Source organism: Paenibacillus sp. 276b (assembly GCF_900107875.1).
Classification (GTDB): Bacteria; Bacillota; Bacilli; order Paenibacillales; family Paenibacillaceae; genus Paenibacillus; species Paenibacillus marchantiae.
The window spans coordinates 275,706-293,858 of record NZ_FNRR01000005.1 but is presented as its reverse complement, the minus strand read 5'-3'; the positions used below and the strand labels follow the sequence as shown (position 1 = coordinate 293,858).

The window sequence follows — 18,153 nt, the reverse complement described above, 5'->3', positions numbered from 1 at the left end:
AGCGATCGGGCGAATCAGAAGGTAAACCGTTCCATTTTGTTTCACCTGGAGGATATATGAACGTGTTATCAAAGAAGGGCGTTGTTTGCTGAAGAGATACTGAAAAATGGTGAACGTGAAGCTGCCCCGATACATAGGTATGAAGTAGAGTTATCTCACGGATGGTTCCCGGTCATTGACCTATCGTATATCTGAGTTCCGTTGAGTCTGTTGTGCCGAATAGCTGTACAATAATAAAGCCCGCCGGGAGTGAATCGGCGGGCTAACCTTTTCCTACAGAAGTAGACCCAATGTCTACAATAATATGATATGTACCTCTTGAGAATAAGTGCAAATTTTAACTTGATTAAAAAATAATCTTCCTGTTATTTTGAAATAAAAGCAGCCGATCATTTTGGTCAGCTGCTTTGTTTGTTGTATGAGCTATCGTTTCCCGTTAGTTTAATGAGCCTCTATTATGCATTTGAATAATTAATCCAGACCACTCCTGGTTAACCACGGAACGAAGGAGTACCCCAAGTACCCGAACAAGAACTTCGGCTCGTGCTCCTAGTTTGTATCCTCCCATAGTTGAACGGAAAAGAAGTATATTTATATACTAAAAGTGAGACCTTTACATCTAAAGTAATCTTCATCTTGTTTAACAAAAAATTCATAACGTCTCTTTAACCATTTAAATGACCTACTCATGATGTTTGTAATTATACGTGTATGATTGATCCGGTAGGACGTCCAAATGTTTTTTAAAATAATCCCAACCTTTATTTCGCCTGGCACACTATATAATTGTCAGGAATTACAGATGCAACTATGGAGGCAAAAGATGGATTCAATTAGTAAAAACGGAAAAGAAGCGGCGGAAGCGATTCGGAGCTATGTCAAACCGATTTTCGGTTTTGCCTTAAACCGGGTCAAGCAGCGGGCCGAGGCGGAGGATCTGGCTCAGGAGATAATGCTGCAGTTGTTGAAATCCTTCTCTGGGGTGCGGGACATTAGAAGCCTTGACGCTTACGTCTGGACGGTTGCCCGATACACTTGGGTGAATTGGTTGAAAAAGCGTGCGCACGCTCCCCAAGCGTTCGAAATCAACGGCATGTCCGAACTGTCTGCTGCCCCTTCCCGGGAGCCGCTTGACCGGCTGCTGGTAACCGAAGCTTACCGCGAGCTCCGCCGAGAAGTCGCGTTTCTGTCCGACATCCATCGCCGGATCGTGGTCATGCATTACTACGACGAGCTTAAAATCGGCGATATCGCGATTGCTCTGAACATTCCTGTCAACACGGTGAAGTGGCATTTGAGCGAGGCTAAAAAGAAGTTACGGAAAGGAATGAAACGTATGCGTGCAACAGGAACTTTAAGTGTCAATCCGGTCAGCATGGGGGAAATGGGCCATTCCGGTTCGGCCGGCAGACTGGGCGAAACCAACGATTTTCTTGGACGCGCCTTGGCGCAAAATATCGTTTACGCGGCTTATCACAAGGCGCGTACCGTACATCAAATCGCGGAGGAGCTTGGAATGCCGCCGTCTTTGCTGGAAGGCGAAGTCCGGCACCTGGCCGATTACAATTTTCTCATCCAAACCTCTCCCGGCAAATATCAAAGCAATACCATCGTCTGGGACCTCTTCGAGTTGGCCGTAGCCGGTCATCAATTTTGGCAAGATTGCGCCGCCGAAGTGGCCGATGTTCATTTTGACTCGTTAATTGAAGTTCGCCGGCAAGTCGAGGATAGCGGAGTGTACGTTCCGGACGGCGACTATAACTTCCTGCTCTGGACCTTGCTGCCCAAGAACGTCGAGGAGCAATCTTGGCGGAGCATGCCGGCGGGCGAAAACTTCGATGCGGTCGCACCAATGCGAAAGGACGGAGGTCAGTATATTGCCTATGCGGCGTTAAACCGGAGCCACGATGCCGATCCGGGTTTTGATTTGAGTAGTTACGTCACCTTCGGTCCATCGCTCCGCTACGTCGAAGACACTCCCTTATACTTGTGGCAATTCAATACGTACTGGAGTGACCGCCAGATGGATTGGCGTTTCCTGGAATACCGGAATGTCGAGATTTGTCATGCGTTCCAACAAGGGGAACTGCCCGACAACGAAGAGAACGGCGAGCAATATTCGTTCCTGCTGGAGAAGGGGTACATCCGCAAGACGGAGGAGGGGTACAAGTTCAATGCGGTTTGGATCGACTCTCCGCAAACGTTGGATCGGTTGAACAAGGCAATGCCGGATTTGTCCGCTCTGTATGCGCCTGCTGTCGGCAAGCTCTACGACAAAATGCTCAAGCTGTTCCTGCAAAATCAGCCGAAGCATTTGGAGCCACAGCTTGCTTACATGGTGAGAGGCAACACCGGCGGAGGCCGGCTTGTCGCTTATATTTTGAAGCATTTGGTCGATAACGGGAAGTTGAAACCGCCGTTGCCGCACCAGCAGAAGACGATCTCAACCTGGATGGGGCCGGTCAAGTAAGTCAGTTCGGAAATGTATATGAAGAAAGGCCGTTCCGGGCGGTGGCCATTTTTACACAAAACTCTGTCTGTCCAACGAAGTGATTAGGACATCGCTATTTCACGTGGCCCCCTCCTGAACGTATGGAAATGATCAAAAACTACCCATAACGCATGTGCGTCATGGGTAGTTTTTGATCGCAATCGTATCTGCCAGATTTCTCCTTTACCTTATGATTTTTATCTTTCTTGTCCGCAACCAACCGTGAGAGGCCAAATGCTCCACTACTCGGCAGATCTATTCAGCAAAACTGCCCGTTAGTTGAATGAATTTACGGGCAATATTGAATTTACATGGTTCCAATGTTATTATTCTTCAAATCCAATTATTAAAGCAACAATTGTGCAACCTTATTTAAATATACCGCTATAGTTATCATCATTGGAACAATCACATTTCTCTAACCAACACCAATATTCCTTACCTAGGATAGGACGGTATGCTTTAACTGAATAACTGAACTCCTTAGTTCTTTCTCTTGTTCTAGGTAAGCACACAACGCTTGAATAACCGACCTCTTTGGATTAGTCTGAGCAATTTCGCTATTCAACAATTGTAAAATCTCCTGCAATTCCTTACGGCGTTCAGCCCCCCCCTTCCAGACATCAATGATAGCAATCACTCTGCTGAGCAACTCTTCGGTGATCCGTTTTTTTTCTCTATTCCAGTCATTTGAGCCTGAATGAATAAATGTATCATATGCGCTTTGCCCGAGCAGCCCATTCGAACCTAACTTGGACATGTGGTTGACTAACGCATCCATTTTATCAACGATAAACCAAGCTGTATCCTCAATGGACAATAAATTCTCTTCGGAGATGACGCGCTGCAGATAATCTTTAATAAAAGACCGATAAATAAAGACCAAATCCCAGAGAAACGGCTTAATTCTAGGGCCGTAAACTTCTATAAGCCATGATCTGTGCCACTCCATCATTCGCTCGCGAACGTGATTCCTCAATTTGCTGAATGTTTCGTACTGCGTAATTGGCAGATCAATGAAATCCACCATAATATGACGATATTCCATGAAATACTGAAAACGAAATACAATCTGATCCACTAGTCTCTCCTGAGGGCTTCCCTTTCCGATATCTTTCAAACGTTCAGCCCGATCAAAATAAGCCATTTGGCAATGGTCGAAAACCTCACACAACAAATCCTCTTTAGAAGGGAAATATTTGTAAACGGAGCCCTTTGCTATGGAACAGTCCTGGGCGATTTCCTGAATGGATGTTCCCAGGTAACCTTTTTCTTTAAACATTTTAGAAGCCGAATAAATAATATCTTGCTTCGTTACGCTCATGCTCAAGCATCCCCTCTTGACAACTTTGAACCTATAGTACAAAATTATGAACACCAAGTCAATGAATAAAAGTTCAATTTTATGAACTTACTATTAAGGATGATCAAATTGAAATTGGAGTGTGATTAACATGAAAGAGCATTTATATCAATTTTCTAAAACGGCATTAATCGTAATCGACTTGCAGAAATGGATCGGAAACCAGTACGCCCCTCATTCAGCAGAACAAGTTGTCGAACGTGCCGCTGCCATGGTTCAAACTTTCCGTGAGGTTGGTGCCTTCGTTGGACTCGTACGTGTTTCTTCGAAAGATTTCAAAGATATGCCCCATCCGTTGCTGGATCAAGAACCGCCAGCGATCAATCTGGTACCTGGATGGGATGAAATTGTACCTGAAATTGGAGTCACTACTAACGACCATCTAATTACTAAGCGTCAGTGGGGTGCATTTTACGGGACGGATCTGGATCAGCAGTTACGCCGGAGAGGCATTACTACGATCATACTCTGTGGAATTGCTTCAGGGATCGGGGTAGATACAACGGCGCGAGAAGCATTTGCTCATGGGTATCAGGTGATTTTTGCAATAGACGCAATGACCGGATTCAGCGAGGCAGAACATGAGCACGTCAGCAAAGTCATCTTTCCACGTATCGGCCGAATCCGTACTACCGACGAGATTCTCGCTTGTGCAGCGCTTCAATCATGATCCACATAAAAGAACTTAATAGATGATAGGTCTGCTAACAAGCACTCATCGAGAATGATACAATGGTAACTTTTACGACACCGTTCTCTTAAGTTAAAGCAAAGGTACGCAACCAGGTACCTTTGCTTTGTGTTACTTTTCTAATCTGTTAGCACTTAGATCACTACCTAATTTTAGTTGGTTCACCATTCTATGTAATCCTATCTAGAGTTTAATAGTTGTTCCATGAACAGAGCTACCTTCGTCTGCTTAAAACACGGATTATTTAAGCCATTAAATAATTTGGACGTCCGTCGATTTTTTCGGGGCAGAAAGCTTTTGGCCCCTCTCATTAGTCTAGCCTTCAGTACAATAAGCTCTAGATCGTTGATGAACAGACTAATGGGTAGCTGCGCTATAAAATCACTATGCCCAACTTCATACCATAAATAAAAATGGTGTCGAGGATAATGTTCACAACCGCAGCAACAAATACCGTGAATAGCTGTTTTGCATATCCTTGTGCTGCAATTAACCAATCTAATCCCAGAGAAATGAGTACACCTAAAGTTCCAAAAAGCTAAATGTTTAAAAATTCATTAGCGAATGATAAAATCTCATTACTGGCACCAAATAGTCTTAAGAATGGTGCATTAAACAGAAGAAACACAGTTGTTATTAGCATGGATGCCATGAGTATCATAGAAAAACGACAACCAAGCAAGTCTTCCTCTTTGTTATGCTCCCCTTCTCCCATTTTTATAGAAGTAACGGAGCACCACCAGTTCCAAATAAAACTGCTCAGGAACATCCTATTAAATACGCTCACAATATAAGGTGAAAATAGCTTCGTCTCTGGCAATGCAAACAAAGCACAAGTCTTAACGAATAAATGTACAATTATCTATTATACACATTTCAATTGGGATTACAGGTTCCAGTAGAAATACTTGCGTGCATTGAAGCTCGTATCGTGATCATAATTCAGCCTTTAGCGTCTAGTCACTCAAAAGAGCTCCACTACCTATATTTAGATATACATCTAATCGGAAATCGGACTATGTTCTTGTCCCTCGACAAATGTTCATCTCAAGTTATTCGTCTTTATTGTTCTGGGATGATGCTATCACTATAACAATTTCTTTGATTAATTATACATTTCTCACAGGAAAAATGTCTTGTTATGAACTATACCTTAATAAAAGAACCTTGAAGGCAATTAGCCCATCAAGGTTAAAAAAACATAAACTAATTTGTATAAATTAACTCATTTATACGGGTCCCATTCTCCAGTTACAAACCTACTATTGACTGCTTGTCTTGCCCCACAAAAATTCTAATTAAGGTCCATACTGGCGAGCACGCGCGCGACTGCGGCTACTGTCGCATGCACATCGGTGTCCGACGTGCGCCAGTTGACAACGCTGATTCGCATTGCACTCCGCCCTCTCCAAACTGTGCCGCTGAAAAATGCCGTTCCTTCCGCGTTGATAGCGGCAATCACTGAGGTGGTGCGAGCGTCATGATCTTCTTCTGTAGCATTGATTTCTGGAGAGAGGAACCTGACCAGTGCTTGGTTCAGCGTGGGTGCAAAAACCATCTCGGCTCCATGCAACGCTGCAATACCGCTCGCGAGTGCTGCGGCATGATTACAACTCCGCTCAATGAGATCAGCCACGCCAGCTCTACCAAGTTCACGCAACGCTGCATACACCGCAAAGCCTCGTGCGCGTCGAGTCCAATCTGGCGTCCAGTTAATTTGGTCGCGTGTTTCCTCATCATGGGTCAGATAGACTGCGCTAATCCCCATTGCAGCGCGATGTGCATCGGAATCAGTAATTAGGGCTATCCCATTGTCCTTCGGTGTATTAAGCCACTTATGCGCATCCGTCGCCCATGAATGCGCCAGTTCGATTCCTGCCAGTTTGCTTCGATGTTGTCCACTTGCTCGCGCCCAAAGTCCAAATGCACCGTCGATATGCACCCATGCCCCAGCTGCTCGCGCGATAGGGATAAGTTCGCTGAACGGATCGATTGCGGCTACGTTAAGATCCGCTGCGTCAAGAATAACAATCGTTGGGCTGTCAGAAGCCTTAAGTGCTGTGGACAGCACATCTGCTGTGACACGCGCGTCTTCGTCGGTAGTGAGAGGAACCAAGGCAGCTGTTCCGATACCTAGAAAGCGCAGAGCTCGTTCGATACTTCCATGACGCTGTTCAGACGCTAGAATACGGATTGAGGGTGCTCCGTTCAACCCGTCCAGCTCCACATTCCACCCCCTATCTCGAAGGAGCGCATGACGTGCTGCGGCGAGACAAGTAAAGTGCGCCATCTGGCAGCCGGTGGTAAATGCGAGCGAAGCTGTGCTAGGCAAATCGAGTACCTCCTTGACCCATGCTCCGGCAATCTCTTCCACTACAGAAGCGGCAGGCCCGCATGCATATAGAGCTGCGTTATTGTCCCAGGTGGAAGTAAGCCAATCGGCTGCAAGTGCTGATGGTAGTGCACCACCAATCACCCATGCAAAAAAACGGCCCCCTGCAGAGCCCAAATGTCCTCCTTCCGTGGCAGCCACCAACTCGTCAATCACCCGTTCGGCGGGAATGCCATCATTGCCAAGTGGAAGGCCCAATCGACGACGTAATGTATCTGTGTCTGTAGTTGCACCGACAGACTGGCTGTCCAATTTGTTGAGAAAATCTACAGCATGAACCTGAGTACGCTCAAGAAGAGAGCGAAAATTTTCATTCAGGTCATTACTATCCGTTTGTGTTTTTCTTATCAAAATAACCGCCCCCAGTAAGAATTTAAGACAAATTTATTTTAACATTACCATCCTTTTGATATCTTGCTCATCAATTCGCACTCCTCACACTTTGCTTATATTCCTCAATCTCAGCGTAAGCTAACTACAAATTTCTGCAATATGACAATAAAATCGTGGCAACTATTACTTTAGGCGAATTTCACCTTTTCAATTCATACTGATTTCCCCTTATTCGCTCAATCACATTTATTTTATCGATGGGCCCCCTGCACGTTAAGCTAAATTAAGAGACTAAAACCGATTAGTTACATACCTAATCGGTAATGGGAACATGTTCTTGTCCATTTCGGCAATCGGTACAAGTTCTTGTTCCTGGCTTGGTACAAGAACTTGTACCAATAAAATAAAAAGTCGCTAGAATAGCGACTTCGAATGGGACTATGTTTCTATACAAAAAAAACTATAACAATCTAGTCTTTCTTGTAGTGATCCTTTAGATAGGATGCAGCATATTTCAGACTTAATTTGCTTTCTTACTTCTCAAATATTCTTGAGTAGGATCATTCGAACTCCTTATCATCCTTAACCAGGAATAAAACTCCTTTATTGATAACCCTTCTTATCTGGTATTGACTGATGAACCATACAATGAACAACAACATTAAAGATTCAAGAGCAAAAATTAACATAAACGTACCCCATCTGTTGAAACATATGATCAAATTGAATATGAAAGCTATAACGAATACACTCCCAAAAAGCTTAAATAACACTTGATTATATATTCTGCAAATACTTTGATCGGAATATCCGAATATTTTAAATATGCCGAAATCTTTTTGCTGTGATTTCAAGTAATTACGATAGGTTAGCGCGATATAAATCATGCTAATCATTACAAGCAACACCAAAATAATATTGTAGAGCATGTTAGATTTCCATAAATCTGTGCTTAAACTTTCAAAGGAGTCAAATGCATATGAGACAAGAAAGTCGGAACTTCGAAACTGTTCAACGAGTTCACCTAATGATTGGATATCATCTATATAGATCAACACTTCCTCTACGTCGATGAAATCATAAATACTATTATATGAGTGTAATTCTCCGTTATCGGTTTCTTTCATGTTGTCTTTAAACATGATATTCAGAATATCCACTAGGGTATCTTGTGTAGCAAACACCATAGGAAGATCATTGACCTTACGTGAAAAGAAATAAGCCATATTGGATTTATCAACTGCGTCATAAATATTTTTCAGTTGGAATGTTTTCTCATCAAAAGAATTAGATTGGATGTCCCCTTGTTCTGTAAACTGAATATGGGGAATAATTATTGACAATTCTCCCAATCCCGTCTCGGAATATAAAACGTTGTCTTTCATCTCAAAATGCTGGTTAAGCATGTTTGAGAATGTTTCATCAAGGCCATACAGGATCATTCCTTTGTTGTCTGAGGCATTCATAATTCCGCTTGATAATTTAAATATTTTGGATAGCTTATACCGCTCTCCGCGATCCCTTAACATGTATTCTGTTTGTTCAACATCTTCGCTGCTTAGTTTGCCTAAAATATTATTGCTCATCTTTCCTTCAATTCTAATAAGATGAGCATTGGTGTTATTATAGAAATTTTCTTTATTCGCCAATTGATTAAACATGTAAAAAAAAGCATAAGATGAAATAATAATAAAAATCAAAGAAACTATTACTACCATCCTATAATATGTTTTTTTTGATTTTTTAATAATATATTTATGAATTTGAATTGGATTCATAGGTTTCCTCCATTTGTTCCATACACTTAATTGATCCGTAATTTAAGTCAATTAAATACTTCTTAACGTTCCCTGATCCAGAAGCAACCTATTTACTGGACCCTCAAAATTCATTTCACTATGACTGGATATAATTACCGTTCTCTCGTCCGACCAATGACTTTCAACATAAGCAACAATCTGTTGAATACTTGCTTTGTCCAGATTGGCAACAGGTTCATCAAGTAAGATGATTTCTGATGGATCACAGGAAATCAACAACAACTCTAACTTTCGTTTTTGCCCTCCAGAAAGGGAGGACACCTTAGTATTCAACAAGTTAATTGGCAATCCGATGTTAGTCATATCATTTGATAGAATTGATTTATACTTTTCATCTTCCAACGCATGATGAAGAGCATATTTCATCATGAAATTCTCAGACACGGTTAAATTGGAAAATAACATCGTTTCTTGCATCATATAAGAAATAGTCGAATTACCTCTCTCAATTTCGCCTTTATCCGGTTGCACATAACCTTTAATTAGATTTAATAATGTTGTTTTTCCACTGCCACTTTCCCCACTAATTAAATAAACACCCTTGTTAAATTGATAGTTAAGCTCACATAGTACAAGTCTTTCTCCATACTTAAGATGTATGGACTTTAAGGAAATAGTCAACCACTTAACCCCCAATCTCCAAAGTATATATCCCGCCTTCACAGTAAATATATAGTGTATTGTTTTTGACTTCGAAATTGATAGGATATTTGTAGCGCCCTAGCATTTCATTATTTTCCGTATCCATTACAGTGCAGATCAGGTCTTGATTGGTATCAGAATATATCTGGACAAGTAAATTGTTTACAAAAAAGTTTTCATCCTTTTTATCAAACGAACGGGTGTCATTAAAAATTTTATTCTCGTTTGAAAAAAAGAGCTTGTTATGGAAATTGTATAATTCCCTGGTTGGTTGGCCCTGCTTAACTACACTTACTTGCTTATCCGTTCCATTCAATGGAAAGGAATACACCGTGTAACTGTCTTTTCCAGGTTCGTATACTGTATAGTAAAGTGTTGAATTAACGATAGTGCCTGAAGTGATTTTTTCATTCGTGTTGAATAAAATTTGAATTTCGTTATTTTCATCAAATGTAAATACGCTTCTGTTTATCGAATCTGTATCTTTTTCATTCTCATATAAAACGTAATAATACTTTTGTCCATCATCAGCAAGTGGAAAAAAAGCATCCTTATTATTTTTCATATCAAAAATCTTTGTGATCTTTTTTTGATCGTCGCTAACATCAAACAATACAAACTCATTCTCAACGCTATGACCACTTACAACAAATTTGCTAGTATGGCCAAACACATACTGAAACAAATTATCCTGCTCATATAGTGCTCTCCATTGTAATGAATCCTTGTTGTATCTACCCATTTGCTGTTTGGTTATATTAAAAAGGAAAATCTCATTTTCTTTGTTCACTTCGTCCTTGTATGGATTAGCCTCCATATCATTTCCTTTATTGCAAGCTGTAATGACGATCATTAAAAAGATAACACACAAAAATGCTCCTATTTTCTTCATATTCCCTCCCGATTTAACCTCGGCTTATACGAATAAAATCTACGCCCTGTTTTACAACGACAGGACGTAGATTTATCAGTTCCTAAAATCATTCAGACATATCATTAACCAGATTTCCTACCTAAATAAGTATATTATACTCCTGATTGCAAGCTATATGGTCTCGCATCACCTTTCAATTTCAATTTCGAAGTATGGACAATACTCACATCATCGCTATATAAATCGGATACAGGAGAAACCGCGAAATTGGACTGCTCATATGTAGTCTTGGAACCATTGGAGTTCGTCCATGTTTTTGTTGGAGACTTCACATTTTGCCATGTAGATGAAATTCCGGCAGAAATTGAACTCCCCTGTGTACCCAAAGATGTGTTCAATGTCATTGTAGCAGAACTTCTTAATTTTGCTGTGGTGTACCATTCAGAAGAAATACTTTCCACTGTCGCATTACCCTCATATTTGGAATAGATATAATAGCGATACGTTTTTACATTACCACTCTGTTCGCCAAATTTTTGTCTTTCTGCATGCGAATATAATTTCCCTTTGTCACTGGTAGGTACTGGCGATGGATCATCGAAATAATAACGATCACTTGCACCAAACGGCGTAATAACAAAATCATCAAAACCATCAGAACTTTGTCCTGTATCTACAACAGACCCAGGTTCACTCGTAATAATGGTATTGTTAGTGTCCAAGATATCCTCTGCTGCAAAAGCATTAAGAGGGAGACTAAGCATCATTGTGCAAATAGCTAGACCAAGCAATTTTTTCTTCAAGAATAACTCTCCTTTAATTGTTTTTTAGTTAATGATTTGTCTTCCATAATAATACTACTATCTCATAAATTAGTAAACCTTTATTTTCTTTATAAAGAAATAATAGGAATTATTAAAATAATAATTTATAATAGTACCTGTCTTAAGATTGCCAAAAGGAACAACTTTACTACACCTTGCCTCTCAGCTGTTTAAAAAGGGTGACCCTTTGTCGGTAACAATAGGCATGAGTATTATTTGATTCCTCTCTTTACTAAATAAAATAGAATTATATGTATTATAAATTTATTAATTAATTCATCTTAAATGTACAAAATTTAGATAATTATCACTTTTGCTATAATACTAAACAGTTGTGTAATTCATGTGTTAAATAGGAGGAAATTTAGTGAGACGTTCTGTATTGCTGGTCGAGGATGAAGAATCCATTCGCGAACTGGTCAACGATTATTTCGTAAAATCATCATGGGAGGTTGTGGAGGCGGCCAATGGTGAGGAGGCAATGGACTTATTTAAAACCAGGCCCACAAATCTAGTCATACTAGATCTGATGATTCCCCGAATCGACGGTTGGAGTGTATGCAAACGAATTCGAGCTGCCTCTACTGTACCTATCATCATTCTGACGGCCAAATTTGAAGAGGAAAGCAAATTGCTGGGCTTTGAATTGGGAGCAGACGATTACGTTACCAAACCATTCAGTCCCAGAGTGCTAGTGGCTCGTGCTGAAACGTTAATGAAGCGAGTAGAACAAACCGTCGGTCAGGAAAATTTCCTGTTTTGTTTCGGTAACACTATCGTTAATGAAAATAAACGCACAGTCGAAGTTAACGGACAAATGATTGAGTTGTCTTATAAGGAGTACGATATACTGATTCATTTTCTGAAAAACAAAAACTTACCTTTGAGTCGGGAGCATCTGCTCAACCTTGTCTGGGGAATAGATTATTATGGAGATTCTAGAGTTGTTGACACCCATGTCAAAAATCTGCGAAAAAAACTGAAAGACGACGCTCAATATATACATACCGTCTTTCGTATTGGATATAAATTCGAGGAACCTTCATGAAGTCTAGGGGAATCGTGTTCAAGCTATTCGCTGCCAATTTAGTATTCTATATCATATTTTTTGCAATAGTCATCTCCGGCCACTTCTTTTTTTTTGAACGATTCTACCAGAATGAGCGAGCTTCGGATCTTCAAAAAAAACTATCCAGCTTCGCTTCGTATTACAGTCAACAGAATTTTCCAATGGAGAGGATTTCTTCTGTCATGGGACGTTTCATTACGCAAAATCACGTACAAATAGCAATTCTGGACAAGCAAGGACAGATTCGTTATGACAATCCCTTTAAACTGTGGATTGAAACAGATAGCGGTGAGAGGATCGCTGTTTCCACTTCTTTCTTTTCCGATTTATCAAAACTTGCGCAGTACGGCTTGCAAAAAGATGACCGTGTCTCAATTCAAGGAGAATATTACGATGAGCAAAACAGAAAATTGTTCTCGCCATACGTCATCACGAAGGAGTATTCGCCATCGATTGGCACCCTCCCTAACAATGTGAACACAGAAAGACTAGAGGTGGTGCATGGCTCTATTGTGTCCATACTTTTGCCCAAGCCCGGACAATGGAATAACCGAGAGGGAATCATGGCCGCCGCACTCAAAGCTTGGTTTCCCCTTCCAGAAGAGTATTCAGAACAAGTGGCCAATGGTGAAGCCTTTCATTCGGAATGGAAAGAAGCCGTAAGCAGCGTTCAAAATCTCGTGTTTATCCAGCCAATTATCGTTAACGGCGTTACCCAAGGGTATTTGTTTGCGTTGACACCTTTAACGCAGCTCGAAGAGGCATTTAGTGCGCTTGAAATGTACTATGCTTTTTTTAGCATCGTAGGTGGACTGCTGCTGATCGTGGTTTTGTCCTTTCTATTTTCCAAATGGGTTTCTCGCCCACTACTCAAACTTAATCAGACCGCAGCCCAAATGGCGAAACTCGAGTTCACGGCGATATCCCCAATAAAAACCAAAGACGAGCTTGGTAGCTTGTCCACTAGCCTTGTCAGCCTATCATCGAATCTAGAACGCACTTTGAACCAACTACAGCTGACAAATGAAAAGCTGGTTGAGGAGATGGAATATAAGAGCAAAATGGAAGTGATTCAGAAGCGATTCGTCTCGGATGCCTCGCATGAGTTGAAGACACCAATTAGTGTAGTCAAAGGTTACGCGGAAGGTCTGGTTGACTTCATTGCGGAGAATAAAAGGGAGCAGTACGCCCGAACGATACTACGAGAAGCGAATCGAATGGAAAAGCTTGTATTAGACATGTTGGAATTGACACAACTTGAAGCTCAAACTGTCAAATTAAAGCCAGTTACGTTCCTACTCTATGAGTTGATTGCTGAAACTGCTGCAAATATGAAGCCACTTTCTAACGCTAAAACATTAAACATTCTTATCTCGGAGGACAAGAGTCTCCTTGTCGTGGCTGATCCCGAGAAAATTGAACAGGTAGTGCTCAATTATCTGAGTAACGCCATTCACTATGCCACAGAAGGAAGCTCCATACGTTTAGACTTTGAATTAAGCAGAAGTGAACGTACTGTCTATGTCTCCGTCACTAATGAGGGTCCAAAAATTCCCGACAGTGAATTACCGTCGATTTGGAACCGTTTCTACCGCGAAGAGAATGCACGAAGTCGCTCGTCTGGGGGAACAGGACTTGGACTTTCTATCGTTAAGGAAATCATGCAGCTACATCAACAGACCTTCGGAGCTGAGAATACACCATCTGGTGTGAAATTTTATTTTACACTCCCCCTTGCAACTCAATTCGAAAGCAGCTGACCTTGCTTTTATTCATTAGATCAGAGTAAACAGGATTTGTTCGCGTAGACTCTGAGGAACACGAGACCCAGCATACTCCATTGATGTGAGGAGCGTGCTGGGTCTTTAATTATACGTGACAAAATCCACGCCACATCGAGAGTAAGTATAAATCACATGACATCAAACGTAACCGAGAACACTTCAAACTGCCTGGCACGATCAATAACATAACTACTGGTATTTACTAAATAGTTTTTAGCACCATCGTTATTGTTTGGGCTCAAAAAAACCGACATGTAAAACACCGGTCGGAGTTGTCATTTAAATTATGTTTACAGTAATTATAGAATGGGAGAGGACCTTTTTTTCACTCAGCTTAATAACATTTCTGATTGAAAATGTCATGCAAGGAGCGTCATTTAAGTTTGGCATTTTGCTTACTCACCATAACAAATTTGTAGTGTTGATCAATTTCAGATTTGAAAACGATAGATTTACTTAATTCTTGCTTTAATCTTTCCATAACATTAAGTACGTCCTTGGTTAAAAGAGCAATTGATTGGTTTCTATACAGAAGCATTAGAGTGAGCCTTCTCACTTCCTTTAATGCAGGATCCTTTTTCTTCGTTTTTGTAAACTTATAGAGATAGTTGAAATCTACTTTGATTTTATTCACCTTGATAAAAGGAGAATTACTATTAAATACCTCTAGATTACTCAATACATTAATAATCTCATCTATTGAATAATATATCTCTGTGATTTTCATTGTTCTTCTCTTCTTCCGCCTCTCTCTCCACGCCAGAACCACTGTATCAAAAATAATAAAAGATAAAAATGCCTCTTTAATTGTTGGCAAAAACTCAATATACATAGCGTATTCTTCAAAGTTATAATCCAAATTAACACGCATAATCTGACTCATCCAACGCATAGGGTAGAAAAATATATTTGCAAATATTCCCGAGGTGAATGTACTCAAAGTAGTAAATATATATAGGACTCCTGCAATAAAGTATAGCTCTAACCTAAATTCAAATAATAAGTACATCAATAAGAATAAAATTAAGGCCGACAAATAGAAGCTACCATTCATAATCTTGCTGTTTAAATCAGCTATTAGATTCATATATGTAATTAAATCTTCTGTTGTTAATTCTTTTGAAGTCAAGTAACTAATATATTCACTATTCTTTTCTATCTGTTGAATGAAAAAATGCTCGTCCTCTAATAACTTGGCAAATGTATCTTGAATACTATCCGTCTGAAGCTCACCTTTTAACTGGAATATCTCTTGAATTGTCTGACTTACTTTTGTTTCTTTATCAATCTTTTCAGAAAAGAAGATATCTTCACCATACTTGTTATCAGTCGCATACCTATAAAAAATACCTATATCTACTTTCATGACAAGATTAAACAACGAGCTTGAAAGCCAAATATTTAGCGGAACATACATCACTAACATAATCATTGCGATTATACTTTTTCTTATTAAGTTATCCATTAATTATTGCTCTCTTTCATATTTTGAGATAAGTCACTTACTTAAAAAAATACAAACTCTACCTTCAAACAAAAAGTTATAAGTAATCTTCTTTTATTTAAATTCAACATATAAAATCAGGGCAATTTAATAATCAAGTTGATTCCATAATCCTTAAGGTAACTACAAATACTGAATTCACATTTATCTATGATTATATAATATTTGGTACCAACTTCACATGAAAACGTGCGTTTATGTAATATATGTAGTTGAGTATCCTGAATTGATGTAAGCGAAACAACTTATCATTTGTACATCTTCCCTTCTGTAGAAGTTGTTTAAATTTACTCTTAGGAGATTTTATGAATACTACTGCTGTCTCATTTTTTACGATTGTTTTGCTTTTCAGCAAACTGAGATGTTTTAGAATTCCCTTCCTTTTTCGTTTCCCTTGATAATTCATCTATCAAATCAAAATTATCCTGATTAAATGGATTGACTCTAAATGGTCGAGATACTTGTCCAATCTTTTTCAAGGCTTGTTCCAGATGACTCTCATGGATACTATCTTCACCTTTTTTTGAAGCAACTTCAGTAGCAAACTCCAACAGCTTCATCACGTAAAATGGAATACCCATTGAAATATAAAACAATTTATCAGCTAACCGGATATTTGAGAGGTTTGATTTATCTGCAAAAGGCAGTTCCTGTTCCACTTTATCTAAAAAAGCTCGAAACATGACTTTATCCTCTGCTGTAAAATACTCAAATCCCTTCAAGGATAACTTGGTAGCATATCTTCTGTCTAATTGCTTTTCTTTGGCAAAAATATTAATTGAGTTCGGCATACCGCATAGAACAACAGGGATAGAACTTTCTTCAGAAAATGTTTTGACCCAGTTAGCAGCTGTTGCAAGCACACTATCCCTGTCACTATCAATTAAGTGCTGGAACTCATCCAGTATAATCATTTTAATTTCAAGTTCCCTAATAAAATGATGAATACGACTTGTCATCTGAACCTCTGTCCCCACGTTAAAAAAAGGATCTCCCATTTGATTTAATAATTTTGAGGCAAGTGCCTTTGGCGATGCTTTGGGAGGGACTCTTACGTGAAGAACAGGAATACGTGTATAGTGCTTATCTGAAGTGAACACTTCAACCGGCGGATAGCGATCTTTAAACTCTGTTGTAACTGTACTCTTTCCTACTCCTGTTGGTCCGAAAATAAACAACTGGTCTGGAGAAACACTTCCATCGCTCATGTATAACATATCCTCAAGTTGCTCTAAAACCTCGTTATATTGAGGGTGGTGAACAATAATCTTCTTCACATGCTCCTTTCTACGTTTGTGTTCAACCCTACTTGCAGGGGCACCATTCAATCGTTCGAATTTATCCACTATCATGACTTCCTCCCTATACCCCAACTGGAGTTGATTTTCTGTAGGTCAACATTTTCCGTAGTAATAATCTTAGATATTTCTGAAGGTTCTACCGCCTTCTCTGGAATCGACACTTCTAGATCCACATGTTTATCCCCAGGGGTTAGATCAGTTGCTTCAGATTTAATCAAAATAATATTAGGATTTTCTGGAACTAAAGATGCTTTATTCTTCAATTCATTTACAGCACTTACTAGTGAGGTTTCTCTATCTTCAACCTTTCTTCTCCTACGTTTAATTAATGAATACTCCTTTTTCCCTTCGCGAACTACTTCTTCAAGTACCTTCAATGCATGAGATACATTCTCCTGATTTTGAAGGAAAGTGTAATCTTCTCTATTGTTTTTGTTGCACAACTCTGACAAATGCTCCACATGTAAAGGATACCTAGGATCAATCCGGCATCTAATCAATCTTGATGTCTGTTTTAGACTTGCTTCCAGATATCTCTTTTCAAATTCGTCATACACATAGATATGTCTTAAATCAATTCCATGCCTTACCCTTACTTTGGGATTTCCACTCTCATTTCTAATCCTCAGGCGTAGTTCATTCACTGCCTCACTATAGAAAAACTGCCCAAATATCTCTATACCCTTAAGTCCAAGAACCCTATATTTAGATTCTGAAGCAAACAATAGCTCAATATACTCTCTATTTTGGGGTAAACCCCTTGAAACTTTAGATATTTTCAACCCTTCATTCCAAAGATCATCAGGAATCCCACCAACTCCTCGATTATATTTGTTTGCTACTAAATCAACTAATATAATATGAATCATCTCATGCAATCCATTAATATCAACACAAGCCTTGTTAGCAGAATCATATTGACCACGTTCCATATGGTTCGAGAATGTTGTCCCTGGGAAAGCATGAAAAATACGATTGATATTCCCCAAAGCATTTTCGATGGTTCCTTTTTGATGTCCTGATGCTTTTTCGTTATGAGAAAAGGGACTGCCTCCAGCAGTCCCT

Annotated in this window: 14 protein-coding genes; 4 read left to right on the top strand and 10 right to left on the bottom strand. The window is 39.8% G+C overall.

Features of this window, described 5'->3' with window-relative positions; all coding sequences use genetic code 11:
- Window positions 1-823 precede the first annotated feature (823 nt).
- Window positions 824-2,470 (top strand): RNA polymerase sigma factor, encoded by a 1,647-nt coding sequence (locus BLV50_RS23505; protein WP_177031243.1) that lies wholly within the window; start codon window positions 824-826, stop codon window positions 2,468-2,470.
- 463 nt (window positions 2,471-2,933) lie between these two features.
- Here BLV50_RS23505 and BLV50_RS23500 read toward each other — a convergent pair whose 3' ends face one another.
- The gene (locus BLV50_RS23500) at window positions 2,934-3,815 is read right to left on the bottom strand and encodes a TetR/AcrR family transcriptional regulator (protein ID WP_063567915.1); all 882 of its coding nucleotides are present in this window, start codon (window positions 3,813-3,815) and stop codon (window positions 2,934-2,936) included.
- A 130-nt stretch (window positions 3,816-3,945) separates the two neighbouring features.
- Between BLV50_RS23500 and BLV50_RS23495 the strand changes: the two genes are divergently transcribed.
- Window positions 3,946-4,524 carry an isochorismatase family protein gene (locus BLV50_RS23495; RefSeq protein ID WP_063567914.1) on the top strand — a complete coding sequence of 193 codons (579 nt, stop codon included), beginning with the start codon at window positions 3,946-3,948 and terminating at the stop codon, window positions 4,522-4,524.
- Between the two features lie 559 nt (window positions 4,525-5,083).
- Here the strand turns inward: BLV50_RS23495 and BLV50_RS33160 are convergent.
- The 6 genes from BLV50_RS33160 to BLV50_RS23470 all read right to left on the bottom strand — a co-directional run bounded on the left by BLV50_RS33160 (window position 5,084) and on the right by BLV50_RS23470 (window position 11,409).
- On the bottom strand, window positions 5,084-5,332 hold the full coding sequence (locus BLV50_RS33160; protein ID WP_218135423.1) for a hypothetical protein: 249 nt from the start codon (window positions 5,330-5,332) through the stop codon (window positions 5,084-5,086).
- 507 nt (window positions 5,333-5,839) lie between these two features.
- Window positions 5,840-7,288: a pyridoxal phosphate-dependent decarboxylase family protein gene (locus BLV50_RS23490; protein ID WP_218135422.1), complete on the bottom strand. Its 1,449-nt coding sequence runs from the start codon at window positions 7,286-7,288 to the stop codon at window positions 5,840-5,842.
- Between the two features lie 542 nt (window positions 7,289-7,830).
- Window positions 7,831-9,048: an ABC transporter permease family protein gene (locus BLV50_RS23485; RefSeq protein ID WP_063567913.1), complete on the bottom strand. Its 1,218-nt coding sequence runs from the start codon at window positions 9,046-9,048 to the stop codon at window positions 7,831-7,833.
- 51 nt (window positions 9,049-9,099) lie between these two features.
- On the bottom strand, window positions 9,100-9,711 hold the full coding sequence (locus BLV50_RS23480; RefSeq protein WP_063567912.1) for an ABC transporter ATP-binding protein: 612 nt from the start codon (window positions 9,709-9,711) through the stop codon (window positions 9,100-9,102).
- A 4-nt stretch (window positions 9,712-9,715) separates the two neighbouring features.
- Complete coding sequence (locus BLV50_RS23475) at window positions 9,716-10,624, bottom strand: hypothetical protein (protein ID WP_063567911.1); 909 nt, start codon at window positions 10,622-10,624, stop codon at window positions 9,716-9,718.
- 134 nt (window positions 10,625-10,758) lie between these two features.
- On the bottom strand, window positions 10,759-11,409 hold the full coding sequence (locus BLV50_RS23470) for a hypothetical protein (protein ID WP_063567910.1): 651 nt from the start codon (window positions 11,407-11,409) through the stop codon (window positions 10,759-10,761).
- A gap of 388 nt (window positions 11,410-11,797) precedes the next feature.
- On the opposite strand from BLV50_RS23470, the gene BLV50_RS23465 reads away from it, so the two are divergent.
- Together BLV50_RS23465 and BLV50_RS23460 are read left to right on the top strand one after the other, a co-directional pair.
- Window positions 11,798-12,478 carry a response regulator transcription factor gene (locus tag BLV50_RS23465; protein WP_063567909.1) on the top strand — a complete coding sequence of 227 codons (681 nt, stop codon included), beginning with the start codon at window positions 11,798-11,800 and terminating at the stop codon, window positions 12,476-12,478.
- Window positions 12,475-14,259 (top strand): sensor histidine kinase, encoded by a 1,785-nt coding sequence (locus tag BLV50_RS23460; protein ID WP_063567908.1) that lies wholly within the window; start codon window positions 12,475-12,477, stop codon window positions 14,257-14,259. The genes BLV50_RS23465 and BLV50_RS23460 overlap by 4 nt, the downstream gene beginning before the upstream one ends.
- Window positions 14,260-14,656: 397 nt before the next feature.
- Here BLV50_RS23460 and BLV50_RS23455 read toward each other — a convergent pair whose 3' ends face one another.
- From BLV50_RS23455 to BLV50_RS23445, 3 genes are all read right to left on the bottom strand, one after another.
- A complete protein-coding gene (locus BLV50_RS23455) occupies window positions 14,657-15,748 on the bottom strand; it encodes a hypothetical protein (RefSeq protein ID WP_063567907.1) in 1,092 nt (363 codons plus the stop codon).
- 362 nt (window positions 15,749-16,110) lie between these two features.
- Complete coding sequence (locus tag BLV50_RS23450; RefSeq protein WP_063567906.1) at window positions 16,111-17,139, bottom strand: TniB family NTP-binding protein; 1,029 nt, start codon at window positions 17,137-17,139, stop codon at window positions 16,111-16,113.
- Window positions 17,136-18,020, bottom strand: a complete 885-nt coding sequence (locus tag BLV50_RS23445; protein ID WP_161490656.1) for a hypothetical protein — start codon at window positions 18,018-18,020, stop codon at window positions 17,136-17,138. The genes BLV50_RS23450 and BLV50_RS23445 overlap by 4 nt, the downstream gene beginning before the upstream one ends.
- Window positions 18,021-18,153 lie beyond the last annotated feature (133 nt).

What these genes read in the sequence shown, in the direction of transcription:
- BLV50_RS23495 (WP_063567914.1), top strand. Translation starts at nt 3,946, where the DNA reads ATGAAAGAGCATTTATATCAATTTTCTAAAACGGCATTAATCGTAATC.
- BLV50_RS23500 (WP_063567915.1), bottom strand. Translation starts at nt 3,815, where the DNA reads ATGAGCGTAACGAAGCAAGATATTATTTATTCGGCTTCTAAAATGTTT.
- BLV50_RS23460 (WP_063567908.1), top strand. Translation starts at nt 12,475, where the DNA reads ATGAAGTCTAGGGGAATCGTGTTCAAGCTATTCGCTGCCAATTTAGTA.
- BLV50_RS23450 (WP_063567906.1), bottom strand. Translation starts at nt 17,139, where the DNA reads ATGATAGTGGATAAATTCGAACGATTGAATGGTGCCCCTGCAAGTAGG.
- BLV50_RS23505 (WP_177031243.1), top strand. Translation starts at nt 824, where the DNA reads ATGGATTCAATTAGTAAAAACGGAAAAGAAGCGGCGGAAGCGATTCGG.
- BLV50_RS23475 (WP_063567911.1), bottom strand. Translation starts at nt 10,624, where the DNA reads ATGAAGAAAATAGGAGCATTTTTGTGTGTTATCTTTTTAATGATCGTC.
- BLV50_RS23485 (WP_063567913.1), bottom strand. Translation starts at nt 9,048, where the DNA reads ATGAATCCAATTCAAATTCATAAATATATTATTAAAAAATCAAAAAAA.
- BLV50_RS23445 (WP_161490656.1), bottom strand. Translation starts at nt 18,020, where the DNA reads ATGGAACGTGGTCAATATGATTCTGCTAACAAGGCTTGTGTTGATATT.
- BLV50_RS23455 (WP_063567907.1), bottom strand. Translation starts at nt 15,748, where the DNA reads ATGGATAACTTAATAAGAAAAAGTATAATCGCAATGATTATGTTAGTG.